Origin of the sequence: Ralstonia sp. UBA689, assembly GCF_002298975.1 — a bacterium.
GTDB lineage: Bacteria > Pseudomonadota > Gammaproteobacteria > Burkholderiales > Burkholderiaceae > Ralstonia.
Map to the genome: position 1 here is coordinate 161,261 of NZ_DBMV01000033.1, position 16,586 is coordinate 177,846.

Annotated in this window: 19 protein-coding genes; 13 read left to right on the top strand and 6 right to left on the bottom strand. The window is 64.0% G+C overall.

Going from position 1 to position 16,586, the window contains the following annotated elements; translation table 11 throughout:
- Nucleotides 1–26: 26 nt before the first annotated feature.
- The gene (locus B4F51_RS15260; RefSeq protein ID WP_296226831.1) at nt 27–2,081 is read right to left on the bottom strand and encodes a carbon starvation CstA family protein; all 2,055 of its coding nucleotides are present in this window, start codon (nt 2,079–2,081) and stop codon (nt 27–29) included.
- A gap of 263 nt (nt 2,082–2,344) precedes the next feature.
- On the opposite strand from B4F51_RS15260, the gene B4F51_RS15265 reads away from it, so the two are divergent.
- Nucleotides 2,345–3,775, top strand: a complete 1,431-nt coding sequence (locus B4F51_RS15265) for a cache domain-containing protein (RefSeq protein WP_296226833.1) — start codon at nt 2,345–2,347, stop codon at nt 3,773–3,775.
- On the top strand, nt 3,772–4,404 hold the full coding sequence (locus B4F51_RS15270; protein WP_296226835.1) for a response regulator: 633 nt from the start codon (nt 3,772–3,774) through the stop codon (nt 4,402–4,404). The genes B4F51_RS15265 and B4F51_RS15270 overlap by 4 nt, the downstream gene beginning before the upstream one ends.
- Nucleotides 4,405–4,411: 7 nt before the next feature.
- Here the strand turns inward: B4F51_RS15270 and B4F51_RS15275 are convergent, their stop codons facing one another.
- Nucleotides 4,412–4,723, bottom strand: coding sequence for a hypothetical protein (locus B4F51_RS15275; protein ID WP_296226837.1), 312 nt, complete (start codon nt 4,721–4,723; stop codon nt 4,412–4,414).
- An 81-nt stretch (nt 4,724–4,804) separates the two neighbouring features.
- On the opposite strand from B4F51_RS15275, the gene B4F51_RS15280 reads away from it, so the two are divergent.
- The 3 genes from B4F51_RS15280 to otnI are packed head-to-tail and all read left to right on the top strand — an operon-like array spanning nt 4,805 to nt 7,239.
- Nucleotides 4,805–5,392 carry an aldolase gene (locus tag B4F51_RS15280; RefSeq protein WP_296227097.1) on the top strand — a complete coding sequence of 196 codons (588 nt, stop codon included), beginning with the start codon at nt 4,805–4,807 and terminating at the stop codon, nt 5,390–5,392.
- 42 nt (nt 5,393–5,434) lie between these two features.
- Nucleotides 5,435–6,427 (top strand): MFS transporter, encoded by a 993-nt coding sequence (locus B4F51_RS15285; RefSeq protein ID WP_296226841.1) that lies wholly within the window; start codon nt 5,435–5,437, stop codon nt 6,425–6,427.
- Between the two features lie 23 nt (nt 6,428–6,450).
- Nucleotides 6,451–7,239, top strand: a complete 789-nt coding sequence (otnI, locus tag B4F51_RS15290; RefSeq protein ID WP_296226842.1) for a 2-oxo-tetronate isomerase — start codon at nt 6,451–6,453, stop codon at nt 7,237–7,239.
- 88 nt (nt 7,240–7,327) lie between these two features.
- Here the strand turns inward: otnI and B4F51_RS15295 are convergent, their stop codons facing one another.
- Nucleotides 7,328–7,792, bottom strand: coding sequence for a DUF3617 domain-containing protein (locus B4F51_RS15295; RefSeq protein ID WP_296226843.1), 465 nt, complete (start codon nt 7,790–7,792; stop codon nt 7,328–7,330).
- A 200-nt stretch (nt 7,793–7,992) separates the two neighbouring features.
- Between B4F51_RS15295 and B4F51_RS15300 the strand changes: the two genes are divergently transcribed.
- Both B4F51_RS15300 and B4F51_RS15305 read left to right on the top strand, forming a co-directional pair.
- On the top strand, nt 7,993–9,423 hold the full coding sequence (locus B4F51_RS15300; RefSeq protein ID WP_296226844.1) for an OmpA family protein: 1,431 nt from the start codon (nt 7,993–7,995) through the stop codon (nt 9,421–9,423).
- An 11-nt stretch (nt 9,424–9,434) separates the two neighbouring features.
- Complete coding sequence (locus B4F51_RS15305; RefSeq protein ID WP_296226845.1) at nt 9,435–10,106, top strand: lytic transglycosylase domain-containing protein; 672 nt, start codon at nt 9,435–9,437, stop codon at nt 10,104–10,106.
- Between the two features lie 18 nt (nt 10,107–10,124).
- Here B4F51_RS15305 and B4F51_RS15310 read toward each other — a convergent pair whose 3' ends face one another.
- Genes B4F51_RS15310 through B4F51_RS15320 form a run of 3 tightly spaced genes read right to left on the bottom strand, consistent with a single transcriptional unit; the run spans nt 10,125 to nt 11,886 of the window.
- Nucleotides 10,125–10,532 carry a hypothetical protein gene (locus B4F51_RS15310; protein ID WP_296226846.1) on the bottom strand — a complete coding sequence of 136 codons (408 nt, stop codon included), beginning with the start codon at nt 10,530–10,532 and terminating at the stop codon, nt 10,125–10,127.
- A 59-nt stretch (nt 10,533–10,591) separates the two neighbouring features.
- A complete protein-coding gene (locus tag B4F51_RS15315; RefSeq protein WP_296226847.1) occupies nt 10,592–11,311 on the bottom strand; it encodes a TadE/TadG family type IV pilus assembly protein in 720 nt (239 codons plus the stop codon).
- Nucleotides 11,308–11,886, bottom strand: coding sequence for a tetratricopeptide repeat protein (locus B4F51_RS15320; RefSeq protein ID WP_296226848.1), 579 nt, complete (start codon nt 11,884–11,886; stop codon nt 11,308–11,310). The genes B4F51_RS15315 and B4F51_RS15320 overlap by 4 nt, the downstream gene beginning before the upstream one ends.
- A 213-nt stretch (nt 11,887–12,099) precedes the next feature.
- Between B4F51_RS15320 and B4F51_RS15325 the strand changes: the two genes are divergently transcribed.
- The 6 genes from B4F51_RS15325 to cpaB all read left to right on the top strand — a co-directional run bounded on the left by B4F51_RS15325 (nt 12,100) and on the right by cpaB (nt 16,562).
- A complete protein-coding gene (locus B4F51_RS15325) occupies nt 12,100–12,384 on the top strand; it encodes a pilus assembly protein (RefSeq protein ID WP_296226849.1) in 285 nt (94 codons plus the stop codon).
- Nucleotides 12,385–12,421: 37 nt separating this feature from the next.
- Nucleotides 12,422–13,870 (top strand): pilus assembly protein TadG-related protein, encoded by a 1,449-nt coding sequence (locus B4F51_RS15330; RefSeq protein ID WP_296226851.1) that lies wholly within the window; start codon nt 12,422–12,424, stop codon nt 13,868–13,870.
- Between the two features lie 100 nt (nt 13,871–13,970).
- A complete protein-coding gene (locus B4F51_RS15335; RefSeq protein WP_296226852.1) occupies nt 13,971–14,690 on the top strand; it encodes a hypothetical protein in 720 nt (239 codons plus the stop codon).
- Between the two features lie 56 nt (nt 14,691–14,746).
- The gene (locus B4F51_RS15340) at nt 14,747–15,415 is read left to right on the top strand and encodes a hypothetical protein (RefSeq protein WP_296226854.1); all 669 of its coding nucleotides are present in this window, start codon (nt 14,747–14,749) and stop codon (nt 15,413–15,415) included.
- A 112-nt stretch (nt 15,416–15,527) separates the two neighbouring features.
- The gene (locus tag B4F51_RS15345; RefSeq protein WP_296226856.1) at nt 15,528–15,695 is read left to right on the top strand and encodes a hypothetical protein; all 168 of its coding nucleotides are present in this window, start codon (nt 15,528–15,530) and stop codon (nt 15,693–15,695) included.
- 6 nt (nt 15,696–15,701) lie between these two features.
- Entirely contained in the window at nt 15,702–16,562 is an 861-nt protein-coding gene (cpaB, locus tag B4F51_RS15350) for a Flp pilus assembly protein CpaB (protein WP_296226857.1), read from the top strand.
- The last annotated feature ends 24 nt before the right edge of the window (nt 16,563–16,586 follow it).

Here is a 16,586-nt window from a genome sequence, read left to right on the forward strand (position 1 = left end):
GCATGCCGCCACGCCCTTGCCGTGCCTTACGCGCCCAGCGCTTCGTACGGCGTTTCGTTGACGGTCGGACGGCTGGCCTCGCGCGCCTTGAGCACGGTGCGCAGGCCGTACCAGGCGATGCTCACCACCACCAGCACGAACAGGCCGCACAGGGCTGCATCGATGCGGTCGTTCAGCACGATCTGCTGCATTTGCGCGACCGATTTGGCCGGGGCCAGCAGCTTGCCGGAGGCGACGGCGTCAGCGTATTTGTTGGCGTGCGCCAGGAAGCCGATTTTCGGGTCCGGATCGAACAGCTTCTGCCAGCCGGCGGTGAGCGTGCAGATCAGCAGCCATGCGGTCGGCAGCAGCGTCACCCACACGTAGCGGTCACGCTTCATTTTGACCAGCACGCAGGTGCCGAGCGTCAACGCAATCGCGGCCAGCATCTGGTTGGAGATGCCAAACAGCGGCCACAGCGTGTTGATGCCGCCCAGCGGATCGACCACGCCCTGGTAGAGGAAGTAGCCCCACAGCGCCACCGTTGCAGCCGTGGCGATCAGGTTGGCGACCAGCGAATCCGTGCGCTTGAGCGACGGCACGAAGGTGCCCAGCAGATCCTGCAACATGAAGCGGCCGGCGCGCGTGCCCGCATCGACGGCGGTGAGAATGAACAGAGCCTCGAACAGGATCGCGAAGTGGTACCAGAACGCCATCATGGCCTGGCCGCCCACCACCTGATGCAGGATGTGCGCCATGCCGACAGCCAGCGTCGGTGCGCCGCCCGCGCGGGCGAGGATGGTGTTCTCACCCACGTCCTTGGCGGTCTGGATCAGCACGTCAGGGGTGATGACGAAACCCCATGTGGACAGCGTGTGTGCCACCGCATCGGGCGTTGCGCCCACCAGCGCCGCCGGGCTGTTCATCGCGAAGTACACGCCCGGGTCGATGACCGAAGCGGCCACCAACGCCATGATGGCGACGAACGATTCCATCAGCATCGCGCCGTAACCGATGAAGCGCGCCTGGGTTTCGTTCTCCAGCAGCTTGGGCGTGGTGCCCGACGAGATGAGCGAGTGGAAGCCCGACACCGCGCCGCATGCAATCGTGATGAACAGGAACGGGAACAGGTTACCCGACCACACCGGGCCGCCACCCGCCGCAAACTGCGTGAGCGAGGGCATCTGCATGTTGGGCGCGACGATCAGGATGCCGATGGCCAGCGCCATGATCGTGCCGATCTTCAGGAAGGTCGACAGGTAATCGCGCGGGGCCAGCAGCAGCCACACGGGCAGCACCGAGGCGACAAAGCCGTAGCCGATCAGCATCCACGTCAGCGCCTTGCCGTCGAACGTGAACAGTGGCGCCAGTGCGGCGTTCTCGTGCACGGCCTGGCCGCCCACAATGGCGAGCATCAGCAGCACGAAGCCGATGATGGAGATTTCTCCAATGCGGCCCGGGCGGATGTAGCGCACATACACGCCCATGAACAGCGCGATGGGAATCGTCGCGGCCACCGTGAAGGTGCCCCACGGCGAGCCGACCAGCGCCTTCACCACGATCAGCGCCAGCACGGCCAGGATGATGATCATGATGAGGAACGCGCCAAACAGCGCGATCACGCCGGGCACCGTGCCCATCTCGGACTTCACCAAGTCGCCCAGCGAGCGGCCGTCGCGGCGGCTGGAGATGAACAGCACGATGAAATCCTGCACCGCGCCGGCAAACACCACGCCGGCCAGGATCCACAGCATGCCCGGCAGGTAGCCCATCTGCGCGGCCAGCACGGGGCCGACCAGCGGGCCGGCGCCGGCAATGGCCGCAAAGTGGTGGCCGAACAGCACGTACTTGTTGGTGGGAACGTAATCGAGCCCGTCGTTATGACGCCAGGCGGGCGTCTTGCGGGAGCCGTCCAGGCCGAGCACCTTGTCGGCGATGAAACGGCTGTAATAGCGATACGCGATCAGGTAGATACACACGGCGGCCACCACCACCCAGAGCGCGCTGACTGCCTCGCCGCGCGCGAGCGCAACGGTGGCAAAGGCAAACGCGCCAAGAATGGCGACGACCAGCCAGATCAGGTGTTGCCTGACGAAGCTCATGTCGGTCTCCTCGAACCTTGGTCGAAGTTGCTGGTTGCGGGATGTGGGTTCATCCCTGCGGGTTGGGCCCGGCCGGGTGGCAGGGTTTGCGCGCCGCCCGTTGGCCGGACGGCAAGGCCGTGTAGTATTTGCCAGCCCTGCCCCACACCACAAGCGGAGGACTACGCAGCACATGTCAGTAGTACTACGCAGGGCGGGTCATTTTCAATCGAGATTGCGCCGCAACCTTGCGATGTTGCAACGCAAGATGCGCGCGTCCTGTCATGAAGCTACGCCAGAAGATCCTGCTGCTCGCCGTTGCGCCGCTGACCATCGCCATGCTGGCGATCATGCTGACCGTGCGGCACCAGTCGATCGCGCTGGCGCAGCACGAGCGGCAATTGGTGGAGTCGGCCTACCTGCAGGCCAAAGAGGCCGAGCTGCGCGCCCATGTGAAGCTCGCGCAGAGCGCCATCGCCCCGTTGCTCGCCTCTGGCCGCAATGATGACGCCACGCGCGACGAGGCCATGCGCACCCTCGCCCGCCTCGACTTCGGCACTGACGGCTACTTCTTCCTCTACGACTTGCATGGCCGCAACCTGATGCACCCGCGCCAGCCCGAACTCGTCGGCCGCGATCTGTGGGAGCTGACCGACGCCGGCGGCCAGCCCACCATCCAGAAGCTGGTGGCCGCTGCGCAGGCTGGCGGCGGTTTCGTGCGCTACATGTGGGACAAACCCTCCACGCATCAGAGCGTGCCCAAGCTCGGTTACGTCGAGCCGATTCCGCAGTGGGGCTGGATGGTCGGCACCGGCCTGTATCTGGATGACATCGAGCAGACCCTGCACCAGATTGACCAGCGAGCGCAGGCCAACATCGACCAGACGCTGGCCTGGGTGGTCGGCATTGCCGCGATCAGCATCCTGCTGGTGGCAGGCAGCGGTCTGGCACTCAACGTGAGCGACCATCGCGAGGCCGACGCCAAGCTGCGGCAGCTTGCGCAGCAGGTGGTGCGTTCCCAGGAAGATGAGCGCGCGCGTGTTTCGCGTGAACTGCACGACGGGATCAGCCAGGTGCTGGTGTCGACCAAGCTGCTGCTGGAAACGGCGCACAGTCATTTGGAGGCGCCGCTTGGGCGGGACATCGCGCCCAGCCCGGACAAAGCCGCGGGCATGCTGCGCCGCGCGCTCGATCGGCTGAACGGTGCATTGGGTGAGGTGCGGCGCGTCTCGCACAACCTGCGCCCCGCTCTGCTCGACGACCTGGGCCTGGCCGCCGCGCTGGAGTTGCTGGTGCGCGAAACGCGCGAGGCGCACGAGGGTCGACAGCCTGGCCTCGCCATCGCGCTGGAACTTGTCGGCCCGCCTGTGCAGTTGCCGGACGCGTGCAATACCGCCCTGTTCCGCATCGCGCAGGAAGCCCTCTCCAACGTTGAGCGTCACGCCACGCGCGCCACGCGTATCGGCGTGCTGCTCGAGAACGACCTCGATGCGGTGCGCCTGTCTATCCGCGACAACGGCCCGGGCTTCGATGTGGAATCCGTGCAGGTGGACCCCGAACACGGCATTGGCCTGCGCAACATGCGCGAACGCATGGCCGCGCTGGGCGGCACCTGTACCATCGCCTCCGACGCGCACGGCACCGAGGTCTGCGCCGTGCTGCCCCATGTCGTCATCGCTCAACTGGCCTCCGACTCTGCTTCCGCCTCCGTATGAAAACGCCCGTCAAGCTGCTCCTCGTCGACGATCACCCACTGGTGCGCGATGGCGTGCGCGTCAGGCTGGAGGCCGTGCCGCACTTTGAAGTGGTGGGCGAAGCGGGGGATGCCGAAGGCGCGCTTGAAGCCGCGCGCACGCTGTCGCCCGACCTTGCACTGATGGACATCGGCATGCGCGGCATGAACGGCATTGCGCTCACCGAGAAGTTTGCCGAACAGTTTCCGGAGATCGCCGTGCTGGTGCTGTCGATGCACGACAACCTGGAGTACGTGCGCCAGGTCATGCGCGCCGGCGCACGCGGCTACGTGCTCAAGGACGCGCCCGCCAGCGAGCTGGTCGAGGCCATCGACGCGGTGCTGGCGGGGCGGCCGTTCTACAGCGCGCAACTGGCGATGCGCATGGCCGAGCAGGCCATTGCATCCACGCCTGTGGAGGTGCTCACGCCGCGCGAGCGCGACATTCTCGACGGCATTGCCAAGGGCTACGCCAACAAGCGTATCGCCGATGAGCTCGGGCTTTCGGTGCGCACGGTGGAGTCGCACCGCCTGAACCTCAAGCGCAAGCTCGGCATCGAGGGACAGGCGGAACTGGTGAAGTTTGCGGTGGAGTTGGGCAAGGGGCGCTGACGGAGCGTCAGTTCGCCTTCATGCCGTCGACGTAGTCGCGCACCATCGTCTCGAACGAGGTGTCGCGGCCAAAGCCCATCGCATCGGCGCGGGCGGTATCGAAGCGCGCCGGCCAGCCCTGCACGATGGCCTTGATGCGCGCGTCTGGCTCCCAGCGGATGCGCGCGGCTGGCGCATCGCCGGCCACCTTGCGCATCGCCTCGATCATCTCGCCCACGCGCACGGTAATGCCCGGCAGGTTCAACGAGCGGCGGTTGCCCCACGCTTGGCGCTCGGCCTGCCGTCGCAGTATCGCCGCACTGGGCTGATCACCGAGCATGCCGATGCGGCGCAACTTCCGACGGTGGCCGACTCGGCCGTCGTGCTGTCGGGGAGCTGCTCGCGCGCGACGAATGCCCGGGTGGCGCACTGGCGTGCGTCGCGTCCTGCGTTCCAGATTGATCCGCTGGCGCTGGCCGACGGCTGGCTCGTTACGCCCACCGATGCGTGCCTCGGCACGCTGGACCCGGCACGCATCGCCAAGGTGTTGGCAACGGGCGAGTGGGTGGGCGGCGACAAGCCCTCCAAGACGCTCGCCTTGCATCGCGGCATCTATGACCGCAATGTCGAGGCACATGCCGTCGTGCACACGCATTCGACGCACCTCGTGGCGCTTACGCTGGCCGGTGTCTGGCGCGAGACCGACGTGGTGCCGCCCATCACGCCGTACTACGTGATGAAGGTCGGCCACGTACCGCTCATCTCATATCAACGCCCGGGGCATCCGGATGTCGCCGCGCAGATCGCCGCCCTGGCCACCGATGTGCGCGCCGTGCTGCTGGATCGGCTGGGCCCCGTGGTGTGGCACAGCACGGTATCGAACGCGGCCTGTGCCCTGGAAGAGCTGGAAGAAACCGCCAAGCTTTGGCTGATGACGGAGCCCAAGCCCGCACCGCTGTCCGACGCGCAGATCGACGAACTGCGCCAGACGTTCGGGGCCCGCTGGTAGCGATTGCGTTGCGGCCCACATAAAACCTACACCGGAGACCACATGAACACTTCCACCGCCACCACGGCGGCGCTGCCGGCGCACGCCGTCTCAAAGGAAGACAGCGTGTACGCACGCGTGTCGCGCCGCATCGTCCCGCTCATCATGCTGTGCTACGTGGTCGCATATCTCGACCGCGTGAACGTCGGCTTCGCCAAGCTGCAGATGTCGCAGGCGCTGAATTTCTCCGAGACGGTGTACGGCCTGGGCGCGGGTATCTTCTTCATCGGCTACTTCCTCTTCGAGGTGCCGAGCAACCTGCTGATGAACAAGATCGGCGCGCGCATCTGGATCGCGCGGATCATGATCACGTGGGGTTTGATCTCCGGCGCGTTCGCATTCGTGCAGACGCCCATGCAGTTCTATCTGATGCGCTTCCTGCTGGGTCTGGCGGAAGCCGGCTTCTACCCCGGCATCGGCAAGGTGTTTGCGGACCCGCGCGTGTGGATGATGAGCCTGATCTACTTCGCCTTTGTGATGGGGCAGTACGGGCTGACGTTCTGGATGCCGACGCTGGTAAAGAACGCCGGTGTGCAGGACACCTTCATGGTGGGCGTGCTCTCCGCCATTCCATACCTCTGCGCGGCGATCGCCATGGTGCTGATCGGCCGCAGCGCCGATGCCCGCCGCGAGCGCCGCTGGCATTTGGTGGTGCCCGCACTGATGGGCGCGGTGGGTTTTGCGGTGGTGGCCGCGTCGACGCACAATGTGGTGGTGTCGATCGTATTCCTGTCGCTGGCCGCTGCCGGTGTGCTGACCTGTGCACCGCTGTTCTGGTCCCTGCCGACGGCATTTCTGCAGGGCACCGCAGCCGCCGCCGGCATTGCCGCCATCAACTCGGTGGGCAATCTCGCCGGCTTTGTCAGCCCTTACATGATCGGTGCGCTCAAGGACATGACCGGCAGCACCGCGGCAGACATGTATGCGCTGGCCGGCGTGCTGGTGCTCGGCTGCATTGCCGTGCTGCGTACGCCACCGCGACTGGTCAACAAGTAACACCGTACACCTAAGGATTTGCCATGCCGCGCTTTGCCGCCAATCTGTCCATGATGTATCAGGAGCACGCGTTTCTCGACCGCTTTGCCGCCGCAGCAAGAGATGGCTTCGAGGGCGTGGAGTTTCTGTTTCCCTACGACTTCGACAAACACGAGCTGCGCGCGCGTCTTGCCGACAACGGCCTCACCCAAGCGCTGTTCAATGCACCACCGGGCGACTGGGCGGGCGGTGAGCGTGGCATCGCCTCGCTGCCTGGACGTGAAGAAGAATTCAAGCGTGGCATTGCGACGGCGCTGGAATACGCGCAGTTGCTTGGCAACACGCGCTTGCACGTGATGGCCGGGCTGCTACCCGCCAGCGCCGACCGTGCACGCCATCAGGCCACCTACGTGAGCAACGTCGCTTATGCAGCCCGCGAGGCCGCCGGCGCGGGCATCACCATCGTGCTGGAGCCAATCAACACGCGCGACATGCCGGGCTTCTTTCTCACGCATCAGGCGCAAGCGCATGCGGTGTGCAAGGAGATCGGCGCGCCCAATCTGAAGGTGCAGTTCGACCTGTACCACGCGCAGATCATGGAGGGTGATCTGTCGGTCAAGCTCAGGCAATACGTTGCCAATGTCGGCCACGTGCAGATTGCCGGCGTGCCGGATCGCCACGAACCGGACGAAGGCGAGTTGAACTATCCCCACCTCTTCGCGTTGATGGATGCGCTTGGTTATGACGGTTGGGTCGGCTGCGAGTATCGGCCGCGCGCCGGCACGAGCGAAGGGTTGAGCTGGCTCCGGCACTGGCGCGAGAGCCAGGGCTGATTCGCTTGCTGGACCTGCTGGAAACATAAACGGCCGGACCTGCACGAGCAGTCCGGCCGCTTTCTTACGAGTACGTCGCCTTACGGCTTTACGACTTGCACGCGCCCAGGTAACGGCCTTGGTAGCGGAAGCCGAGGGTCATCGGGCCCACCTGCGGATTCTGGCCGTGCCCCGTGCCCGAGATATCGTAGTGGCTGGCGGTCAGCGGACCGCTGCCCTCCAGCGTGCCCGAACCACCGCGTGCGCTGTCATCGCATGACACCGTGACCTTGAGCATGCCGAGTGTGTAGTCCCATCGGCTCAGGCGACAGCCGGGCATGTCCTTGAGCATGTTGCGCTCCATCAGGGCGCGGGCGTCGCCGGCGTCCTTGCTCGCTAGGCAATTCTTGGAAACGATGGTGGAACTCTGACGCCCACGCTCGTCCGGGATCACAAGCGGCTTGGCGTTGACGGTGTAGCTGGCCTTGTCCTCCCACAGCCCCGGCTTGACTTCCTGCGCGTGGGCGCTGATGGCCAGACCTGCCAGCGCGGCGCAGCTCAACCACAATTTCATATGCGTTCTCCCCACGGTGTTGGAGGTTTGGCGGGCATCGTAGGAGTAATCCCGGCACCCAGCAACCGGCCGAATGGCGTGTCCTGTTCTTTATGCTGGGTTAACAATCGGTTGCTAGACTGCGCGCGCCTGAAGTCCGCCCTGCCGGGAATGCGTCTGGCGGGGTGATCGTGTTTGCCGTTTGAGCCGTTGCCTGCCGCATGACTGGTCTGCCTCTGCGTCGTCCGACGCCCTCTGCTTCTCTCCGATTGATTTGCGTGGCTGCCGTGCTGGCGCTGGCGGCGTGCAAGCCGAAGGCGCATCAGGCGCCGCAAGCGAAAGACGCGCCGGCGCCAGCGGTCCAGGCGTCTGCTCCTGCCGCCGCATCCAGCCAGGTAGCGGCGCCGTCGCCGCCGAACGCCACGGACGTGGCTAGTCTTGCCGCTGGCGCGTTCGTGACCAACTTCGATCGCAGTGAGCGCACCTGGGTTGCCAGCTTCAACGGCATGGCAGTGGCCTTTGGCAATGGTTTTCTGATGGCTATGGGTGGCCAGGACCAGAGCAGTCACCTGGATGTGCTGCTCGCCGGCCCGACGGTGATCGATTCGTTCGGCTACCAACCGGCTGCCATGCCGATCTACCTGCCAAAGCGTATCGATATCGCCGTTTCCGACACCGAGCAGGGCGACGACTTTCGCACCGTGAAGTCCGTCTCCCCTGATGCCGCGCCGCCGCTGCCGTCTTCCGGCGTCGCGGAAGAGGTTCGAGTAAAGCTCAACGCTCCGGTACATGCGCGTCGCCTGCGCATTACCTATGTCGGCAACCACGACGAAGCTAAGGTCGCCAACAACCACAGCCTGGCGCAGTTTCACGCCTACGGCCACTTCGATGGCGAAGCGCCGCAGCGCGATATCAGCGGTGTCTACAGTTTCCCCAACGGCGCCGTCGTGCCCTCGCAGAACGGCTATCTGGTACTGCACCAGAACGGGAACAGCATCGAAGGTTGCACGCTGGATGCCACGACGGGCAATGGCCCCGGCGGGCTTGTGGTCAAAGCCGTATTGGGCACGCTGGTTGGGGGGCTCGAAGACGGGGTGTTCCGCTTTGTGCGCACCGATGCCGGGCAGTCCGAGGGCGTACCCGGATTCATCGTGGTCGGGCCGGATCGCAAGGATGAAACGCTCGCCTATGCGGCGCTGCTCAAGCCGGGCGAGTTCAAGGAAGAGCTCGGTCAGAAGACCGATCGTGGCCAGGTTCCCTGTGCACAGACCGGCAAGCCACCGGTCGACCCGATCGACCAGGAGCTGACGCAGCACGGCCGCATGGCGCTGTATGGCATCAACTTCGATTTTGATTCGGCCAAGCTGCGCGGCAACTCCGCGCCGGTGCTGGACAAGGTGGCCGCATGGCTTAAGGCGCATCCGGACGCCAAGTTGGAGATCGAGGGGCATACCGACGATACCGGCACGGCTGCGCATAACCAGACGCTGTCGCAAGGCCGAGCCGATGCGGCGAAGGCTTATCTGGTGGGCGCGGGCATTGCGCCGGATCGACTGACCACCGCAGCCTTCGGCGCTACCAAGCCTCTTGCGCCGAACGACTCGGAAACCCACCGCGCGCAGAATCGGCGCGTGGAGATCGTCAAGCACTGAGGACGCAGGCGATGCGGCGCAAGGCACTCGGACTGCTGTGGCTGGGCGCCGCATCCTGCGCACTGGCCAACCCCGTGATGTACCGCTCGGGCGGCGCGCAGTTCATCGTGGGGGGCATCAACGGCAGCGATGTTGTCCGCGCCCAGCCCGCCGTTCGGCCCACACCACAGAAGCTGGCTGCTGCCCGCGTCACCAACTTGGCAACGGCCGGGCGTGCGGACCCGTGCGGCAGGCTCGCCCCCGCTTCGATGGAGGCTCTGCGTAACGCCGCGCGCGCGGAAGGCGTGGACGAACGACTGCTACTGGCGGTGGCGCATACCGAATCGCGTTTCAACCCCCTGGCGAAGTCTCCGGCGGGCGCGATCGGCCTGATGCAATTGATGCCGGCCACCGCACGTCAGTACGACCGCAGCGGCACGGCCAATCTGTGGGACGCCGATACCAACGCACGCATCGGGGCGCGGCACCTGCGCTATCTGCTGGATCTGTATGGCGGCAACCTGGCGCTTACCGCCGCCGCGTACAACGCGGGCGAAGGCGCCGTGCAGCGCTACGGCCACGCCATCCCGCCGTTTGCCGAGACGCAGCAATATGTGCCGCAGGTGGTGGCGCGGTATCTGGACTATATGGAGCCCAGTAGCTTGCAGGCGCGACCGTCGGGATGCCGGCCGCTCGTGCGTTGATGCACCGCTTCAACCGCGTTATTGCGGCAGCGGTGTCGTCGTCGGTTGCTGCGCTTGGTACGTAATGGACACCGTAGTCAGTCGGCCCATGGCGTCGGTCACGTTGATGACGCCCGGCGTGATGCATCCACCGAGCAGCTTCACGCTGAAGCTGCCGCCGACATCGTTGACGCGCGATGTCGAAACGGTCATGAAGGCCGGCAGCGAGTTTGCCACCGTATACGGCGACTTCCCGCCATAGATGAAGTATGAGCCGGCGTCGGTCGGGGGGCAGGTAGCGCCCGGGCTTGTGATCGTCGTGTTGTTTGGCGAGACGGTCAGTGCGGTCACGCCGTTTTCCATATCGCCGCCGCCGCAACCCGCCAGCGCTGCGCAGGCTGCTACGGTCAGAAATATCCCCCGGAACAAATGTGTGTTGTCTTGCATGATGTGATCAGTGCTGAGGAGAGAAATGCCTTGCCGGCTCTCGAGTCGGCAAGGCGGGGTTACTTTGCAATGGCGGGACTCTGCATGCGCACGGTGGCATACGAGACGATCGGCGTGCGGCCTTGCTGGTAATAGATGCAGTTCGACAGATTGGACGCTTCCAGCAACGATGTGTCGCCGCCGAAGGCGTTCACACCATCACCAAAGCCGCCGCACATCACGCGCTTGAAGACGTATGAAATGAGCGGCACCTTGAGTTCGTAGGCGTAGGTCACACGGATGCGCAGCAGGTTGGCATCCATGAGTGTCTGCTTGGATTCCTTGCCAATGGAAACGGAGCGGAACTGCAGGTTGTCGTTGGGGATGGTGACCCGATTGCTGTTATTGGGATCGGGGATACCGTAGTCCTTGAACGAGCCGGGGGACGGGTTCAGGATTTCGATCTTGAGCCGCGTGGGGATCAGCAAGTCGCCCTGTGCGGCAAGCCAGGCGGTAGACAGCCGCGTGATGTCGCTGGTCTGCGTGGTGTCCTGATAGAAGGGGATCAACCCTTTGACAAGCGCCGCGCGGATCACCGCAGGATCGGCATTGTGCAACGAGCCCGCGCGCGCCGCCATGAACGTGGCGTTGTTGAGCGTCGAGCGTGCCATGAACATGAAACCGAGCTGCACGATCGCCAGAATCAGCAGGAAGGCCAGCGGCCCGATGACGACAAATTCAGCCAGCGTGGCGCCCTGCTCCCTGGCGCGACCGGCGCCGGTACCGCGCCGGCGGATCACTCTCCGCCCCCTTGCGGTTGGGCGTTCACCTGTGGTTTGCCCGCTGCGCCTTCGCTCGCGCTGGTGATCCGGATCATGCGCTGCGAGAGCTGGCGCATACGGCGTGCATCTTCTGCAAACTGCGGGCTATCGCCGGCATGATCGGCCGCATGGGCAAAGGCTGCATCGGACTGCAGCAAGCGGACCAGTCCCAGGTTGAAGGCGGCCTGGGCGTAGTTCGGGTCGTGCACCAGCGCGGTCTGGTAGGCCTGCGCGGCATTTTCGTACAGACCCAGGTGGCTTGCGACGTTGCCGTAGCGGAACAGCAGGAACGGGTTCTTTGGGTAAGCGCGCACCAACTGTTCGTAGCCGTCAAGCGCCTGCTGCCAACGGCTGGCGTCGTAGTCGGCTTCGGCCCGCTTCATCTGCTCGAGGCTCGCGCTGAATTTGTCCTCAAGTTTCGGGGCGGTCTGGCCGATAACGGGGGCAGCGCACGCCACACCCGCCGCCAGTGCCAACGCTCTGGCCCAGCGCAATCCCCTGCCGGCTCCGATCCGATTGCCTGTCTGCTTGTGCTGCACGTCTGCGCTCCCCATGCGTCCGCCCACCGGACGACCCGCATGTATAAGCGGCTTGTGTTAACGCACCGTTAACGCGACTACGAGTTCTCGTACACCAATCTTCATAGACAGAAAGCATTCGCGTGGAAGACTCCCGCTCGGTCACGGCATGCGGCCGCTTGGCGTTCGCGTATCGGACTTACCTCAACTGATTGGGTTCCTCAACCCTTTGATCCCCGGGAGTCAACCATGCGTCAACTCAAACTCAAACTCAAGCGCAAGTCGCTCGGCCAAGGCATGACCGAGTACATCATCATCGTCGCCCTGATCGCCATCGCTGCTGTCGGCGTCTACAACCTGTTCGGCAAGACCGTCCGCAACCAGATGGCGGGTGTGGCCAACGGCCTGGCCGGCGCAGACAGCACCGCCAAGACCGCCATTGGCAATGCCGGTACGGCCGCCAACAACGCCAGCAGCGACGCCAACAACCAGCGTGGCTTGGACTCGTTCGCCGACAGCACCGGCAAGAAGTAATCGGTTCAGTTGAACGGATCGACAAGGAGGCCGCGACATGCGCGATCGCAACGGACAACGTCATCGGCATAGCGTGCGGCAACGCGGGCAGGTGCTGGTCTGGACCTTGGCCATGGCGGCAGCGTGTGTCGCCGTCTTCCTTGGTGTTTATGGTGTTGGCCAAGCCAACATCGAGAAGCAGAAGATTGTGAACACCGCGGATGCTGCGGCTTACAGCGCGGCCATGCAGGAGGCCCGCACACTGAATTTCGAGTCCTACGTCAACCGTTCGATCGTTGCCAACGAGGTGGTGATCGCGCAGGTCGTGACGCTGGATTCCTGGGTGGCGTACATGGCACGAACGGCCAAGAACATTGGCACGATCCTCCAGTTCATTCCGTACGCCAACGTCATCGGCCGGGCGCTGGTGCAGATATCGGATAGGGTGCTCAAGCCGCTGGTTGACAACGTCCTGCCGCCCTTGGTGCCCTTCCATCAGGGCCTTATTACTGTCCTGACTGGGGCACGCGAGGCGGCTCATCTGGCCACTTATGAGACCGCCATTGAGACCGCCAAGGCCGTCGTCGGACGGAACGTCACGGTATTCGGTGGCCGCACCGACAACGCCCCCTACATCACCTCTCTGGGCATGGCCGCACTGGTTAAGAACGAGGTGAGCTGGCTGAACTTCACCAAGATCTACGCGAAGAATGATCGTGCCAACGCCGCCGATGTCATCAAGCGCTCACGCGATCGATTCTCTGGCGACAACGAGCGCACCGGCGGCGATCTGACCAACATCGACTTCTTCTTCGCCGGCATCAGCAAGACATCCGGCGGCACTCACTTGGTTGGTTACGACCGCTGGGAGGCGCAGGACACGCTGGACACGTGGCATTGGACCATCAAGGGCCGCAAGTACGATATTCCCGTGGGCTGGGGGCGTGCCACCGCTTCGCAGAACGGCCAGCGTGGCAACCGCTGGAACGTGCCTGGCAACGCCAATGGCATGGCCTACAGCTCGACCAAGGCCATCAAGGGGTGGCTTGGCATCCCGGAGATTCGCGACGTCGTGGATCGCAAGGCGACCTACGATCCGGAGGTCGATGCCAAGGCCAAGAAGGCACCGCAAACGCTCGAGTTTCTGATCGAGGTGGCGAAGAACCGCACGGATGTGCCGTTCGCCAGCTCGATGGGCATGGACAAGTCGCCGACGGGCGCGACATCGGGCCCAGGCTCCCCGGACCTGAACGAAAAGCTTGCCGGCGACCGCATCGGCGCGGTGTCGAAGGCACAGGTGTTCTTCAAGCGCCCCTATCTGCGCAAGGACATCACTGCAAGTTCGTTCTTCCGCAGTGACAACGCGCAGGAGTACGGCAGCATCTACAACCCGTATTGGCAGGCGCGCCTTGTCGATGTGTCGGTCACGGAAAAAGAGGCCTTCTATCTCGGCAGCGGGGCCAGCGGGCTCGCGATCTTCACCCCCAACTCCAGCGGGAAGAACTGACATGCAACACGAAGCCACTCGCCGACCGGCGCGCTTTGGCAGGGTGCGTGCCGCACTCACGCGCCATACGCAACGCGGGCAAGCTGCCACGGAGATGGTGGTGGCGACGGCCTTCTTGCTGCCGCTGTTCCTGAGCGTCGTGTATGTCGCCCGCTATGTCGACATCAAGCAGACCACCGTGCAGGCCTCGCGTTACGTGGCCTGGGAGCGCTCGACCGATCCCAGCGCCAAGCGCAAGGATAGTGATCTCGCGAACGAGGTGCGAACCCGATTCTTTGCGAGTGGCAATTGGCTGAACGGAAATATCAACAGCGTTGCCCATGTGGCCGGCACGCCGGGTACGGACCAGTACAACAGCTTCTGGTCAGATCAATCCGGCAAGCGTTTGCTCAATAGCTTTACAGACGTTACCGTCCTGACGCGCAACGAACCGCCGCCAGGCAAGATCGCGGGTATCGTCAGTGGCGCCGAAACCAAGGCGTTTGGCTTGAACGGCAAGGGCTTCTTCACGGCCAACGTGGAGGCAACGCTGCAGAACGTCGCAGGCTTCGATCCTCTGGCGGCCATCAATCTGCGTATCGGCGCAACCAACGCGATGCTTGGCGATACTTGGGGCGCGAACGGCAGTGATCAGGTGAAATCGCGTGTTCGCAAGACCGTACCTGCAAGTTATGTCGGTAGTGCGCTTGATGCCGTCAGTTGGATTCTTACGCCGTTCGAGAGTGCGTTCTCGGATTTCTACTTCGGTTGCATCAACACGGAAGTCGTGCCAAAGGATCGGCTCAAGCCGTATCAAGCGAACGGCTACTGTACGGATTGACGATGCGCGTGTTGTCTAGCCGGTCGCAATTGCGGCGTGCGTTGTTGGCGAGTGTCATGGCATTCACTGCGATGGCGGCGTGTGCCGCCATTGATTGGCCGAACGTTCCTCTTCCACCATCCACGCAAGCTGAGAAGGTGGGCGACGAGATGCGCGTCAATGGCTTGCCCATGCGGGCCATGGCGTTCGAGTCGGCGCTGGCGCCGCAGGACGTCATCAAGTTCTATCTGAACGCCTGGCGTAGCGGAACGGGCGAACTCTCCGGTGAAAAGCGCGTCGCCGATTGGACGGTGGTGGCATATACGGAATCGACGTTTCATACCACCGTACAAGTACGGCCGCGCGCGGACGGGCGTGGCAGCATGGGTTACATCGGCACCACGTCGCGGGACGGAACGGAGCGACCGGATTTCTCTGCGCGCGGTCTGCCGCAACCGGCGGGTGCGCGCGTGCTGTCTGCGGTGGAATCCGATGATCCTGGTCGCCAGAACGTGCAGGTGACCATGACGGTGCCGATGTCGGTGTCCTCGATTGCGAGCTACTACGCATCGTCCTTGCAGCGGGATGGCTGGGTGCCGGAGCGCACACCCAAGCCTCGCGAAGCCAACTCTGATCGCATCTATGCCACCTACAACCGTGGCGTGGAACAGCTCGACGTGGTGTTCATACGTGATGCTGCCAGCGGCCAGACCTATATCAACGCAAGCCGCGTTGGTCCCAAGTAGAGGTTCGCCGCCAGTTCACGCATTCATCTTGCCGCAAAGGCACGTATTCATAGTTGACCGTCCGCGCGACGGCCACGACGTCTATCCGATCGACCTAACGCCCCTTACCGCCATGAAACTTCGCCGATCCCAGCGCGGCCAATCCGCCGTCGAGTACACCATGGTGTGCCTGCTTGTCTTCATCGCGCTGTTCCAGGGCACGCCCAGCCCTGCGCAACAACTGGCCGATGGCGTGCGGTCGTTCTATCGCGCCCTGACTTTCTACGTTTCGCTGTCCTAAGCCGCCATGGCCATCGCACTCAAAATCAACCGTAACTGGGTCATGCTCGGCCTTGCCGTGGCGTTGGGCCTGTCTGCCACGTTCCTGAGCAACAAGCTGCTGCGCGATCGCGTTGCCTCCATTGAAGAGGAGGCGCGGCGCGGCCGCAAGATGGTCAGCGTTGTTGTCGCCAAGAAGGATCTGCAGCGCGGAGATACGCTCAATGCCGATGTGCTGGCAGTGCGCCAGATCCCTGCCGACTATGTTCACTCGACGGCCATCCTGCCGAATCAGTTCGACGCGATCGTCAACCAGCGCTTGGTTACGCCACTCAAGCGCGGGGAGGAGCTCCTGGAGGCACACACCGAAGGGCGCGGTACACAGATTTTCTCGGGCATGCTGAAGGTCGGCTCGCGTGCGCTGACCTTTCCGGTGGATGAGATCAACTCCATCTCGGGCATGCTGCGTCCCGGCGACAAGATCGACCTGATCGTCACCCTGCGCGATGCCAACCCGGGCGCCGCCCAGGGGAGCAAGGACATGACATTCCCGCTGCTCTCCAACGTGGCCGTGCTGGCCACCGGCCAGCAGATCGGCCGTGGCGGTCGCAATGATGATCCGAACACCGCCAAGCAGACCTTTGCCACTGTCACGCTCGAGACGACGCCTGAAGACGCCAACCGCATCATCACCGCCGAGTCCACCGGCAAGCTGACCGCAGTGCTGCGCAACCCGGAAGATGGTCAGCCCAACGGTGTCAAACCGCTGACGGCGTCGGATCTCATGCGCAACTCAGGCAAGCGCAACACGGTTGAAATGATTGTTGGTGGGGGGGGGGGCAGCAACATGACCGTCACGCAGGCGCAATCGCTGTCCAAATTCGAATAACCGGCGCGATTGAATAGCGCGCAC

Excerpts from the sequence above, each read along its gene's own strand:
- cpaB (WP_296226857.1), top strand. The coding sequence starts at position 15,702 with ATGGCCATCGCACTCAAAATCAACCGTAACTGGGTCATGCTCGGCCTT.
- B4F51_RS15275 (WP_296226837.1), bottom strand. The coding sequence starts at position 4,723 with ATGCTCGGTGATCAGCCCAGTGCGGCGATACTGCGACGGCAGGCCGAG.
- B4F51_RS15310 (WP_296226846.1), bottom strand. The coding sequence starts at position 10,532 with ATGCAAGACAACACACATTTGTTCCGGGGGATATTTCTGACCGTAGCA.
- B4F51_RS15270 (WP_296226835.1), top strand. The coding sequence starts at position 3,772 with ATGAAAACGCCCGTCAAGCTGCTCCTCGTCGACGATCACCCACTGGTG.
- B4F51_RS15345 (WP_296226856.1), top strand. The coding sequence starts at position 15,528 with ATGAAACTTCGCCGATCCCAGCGCGGCCAATCCGCCGTCGAGTACACC.
- otnI (WP_296226842.1), top strand. The coding sequence starts at position 6,451 with ATGCCGCGCTTTGCCGCCAATCTGTCCATGATGTATCAGGAGCACGCG.
- B4F51_RS15340 (WP_296226854.1), top strand. The coding sequence starts at position 14,747 with ATGGCATTCACTGCGATGGCGGCGTGTGCCGCCATTGATTGGCCGAAC.
- B4F51_RS15265 (WP_296226833.1), top strand. The coding sequence starts at position 2,345 with ATGAAGCTACGCCAGAAGATCCTGCTGCTCGCCGTTGCGCCGCTGACC.
- B4F51_RS15285 (WP_296226841.1), top strand. The coding sequence starts at position 5,435 with ATGAACACTTCCACCGCCACCACGGCGGCGCTGCCGGCGCACGCCGTC.
- B4F51_RS15300 (WP_296226844.1), top strand. The coding sequence starts at position 7,993 with ATGACTGGTCTGCCTCTGCGTCGTCCGACGCCCTCTGCTTCTCTCCGA.
- B4F51_RS15295 (WP_296226843.1), bottom strand. The coding sequence starts at position 7,792 with ATGAAATTGTGGTTGAGCTGCGCCGCGCTGGCAGGTCTGGCCATCAGC.
- B4F51_RS15325 (WP_296226849.1), top strand. The coding sequence starts at position 12,100 with ATGCGTCAACTCAAACTCAAACTCAAGCGCAAGTCGCTCGGCCAAGGC.
- B4F51_RS15260 (WP_296226831.1), bottom strand. The coding sequence starts at position 2,081 with ATGAGCTTCGTCAGGCAACACCTGATCTGGCTGGTCGTCGCCATTCTT.
- B4F51_RS15305 (WP_296226845.1), top strand. The coding sequence starts at position 9,435 with ATGCGGCGCAAGGCACTCGGACTGCTGTGGCTGGGCGCCGCATCCTGC.
- B4F51_RS15320 (WP_296226848.1), bottom strand. The coding sequence starts at position 11,886 with ATGGGGAGCGCAGACGTGCAGCACAAGCAGACAGGCAATCGGATCGGA.
- B4F51_RS15330 (WP_296226851.1), top strand. The coding sequence starts at position 12,422 with ATGCGCGATCGCAACGGACAACGTCATCGGCATAGCGTGCGGCAACGC.